Here is a 1202-nt window from a genome sequence, read left to right as displayed (position 1 = left end):
CCCCCCGGGGGGGGCGTTGTTGATTGCCGGGCGCAGCGCGCCGGCTCAGAACCCTTCCAGCACCAGCTTGCCGATGGTCCGCCCGCCTTCCAGCATGGCGTGCGCGCGCCGCAGGTTCTCCGCGTTGATGCGCCCCAGGTTCTCGCCCAGCGTGGTCTGCAAGCGGCCGGCATCGACCAGCCGCGCGACCTCGTCAAGCAGACGATGCTGCGCGACCATGTCGGGCGTGCTGAACATGGCGCGCGTGAACATGAATTCCCAGACGAAGGTGGCGCTCTTGTTCTTGAGCAATTCCACCGGCAACGGCCGGGCGTTCTCGACGATCGTGCAGATCTTGCCCTGCGGCGCAATCAGGCCGGCCATCGCGGGGAAGTGACCGTCGGTGTCGTTGAAGCAGAGGATATAGTCGACCTCGGCAAATCCCAGCGTCTTCAACTGCGCCGGCAGGTCGCCACGATGGTCAACCGTATGGTCGGCGCCAAGACGGCGGCACCATTCCTGCGACTCGGGCCGCGACGCGGTGGCGATCACGGTCAGCCCAGCCAGCACCTTGGCCAGCTGGATGCCGATCGAGCCCACGCCGCCCGCGCCGCCGATGATCAGCACCGAGCGGCCGGCGTGATCCCCCTTGGGCGAAATGCCCAGCCGGTCGAACAGAGCCTCCCAGGCGGTGATCGCCGTCAGCGGCAGCGCCGCCGCGTTGGCGAAATCCAGCGAGGCAGGCTTGTGGCCGACGATGCGCTCATCGACCAGGTGGAATTCAGCGTTGGCACCGGACCGCGTGATGCTGCCCGCGTAGTAGACCGGGTCGCCAACCTTGAACAGGGTCACCTCCGGCCCCACCGCCGCCACCGTGCCGGCTGCGTCCCAGCCCAGCACGCGCGGCGTGGGCTCTACCTGCGCCTTGGGCGCGCGCACCTTGGTGTCGACCGGGTTGACCGAGACGGCCTCAACCTTCACCAGCAGGTCGCGGCCGCCGGGGCTGGGCATGTCGATCTCCACGTCCTGCAGCGAACGCGGGTCGGTGATGGGCAGGTACTGGGTCAGGCCGATGGCTTTCATGGCGGGCTCCGGGTTGTGTAGGGAATGATCTGAAGCGTAGCCCGTCACGATGGATTTGATTAGCTGGAAACTACAACAATCAATTTCCTGAAACTCCGGATAATCACCCAACAAAAAGGGCCGCCTGCGCTACCCGCGCA

Annotated in this window: 1 protein-coding gene; it reads right to left on the bottom strand. The window is 66.5% G+C overall.

Annotated elements, in window-relative coordinates; translation table 11 throughout:
• Positions 1–45: 45 nt before the first annotated feature.
• Positions 46–1062 (bottom strand): zinc-binding alcohol dehydrogenase family protein, encoded by a 1017-nt coding sequence (locus CF68_RS30490; RefSeq protein WP_035826354.1) that lies wholly within the window; start codon positions 1060–1062, stop codon positions 46–48.
• Positions 1063–1202: the final 140 nt, after the last annotated feature.

The sequence above is a fragment of the Cupriavidus sp. SK-4 genome (assembly GCF_000611125.1).
Classification (GTDB): Bacteria; Pseudomonadota; Gammaproteobacteria; order Burkholderiales; family Burkholderiaceae; genus Cupriavidus; species Cupriavidus necator.
This window is presented reverse-complemented; position numbering and strand designations above follow the sequence as displayed.

Excerpts from the sequence above, each read along its gene's own strand:
- CF68_RS30490 (WP_035826354.1), bottom strand. The coding sequence starts at position 1,062 with ATGAAAGCCATCGGCCTGACCCAGTACCTGCCCATCACCGACCCGCGT.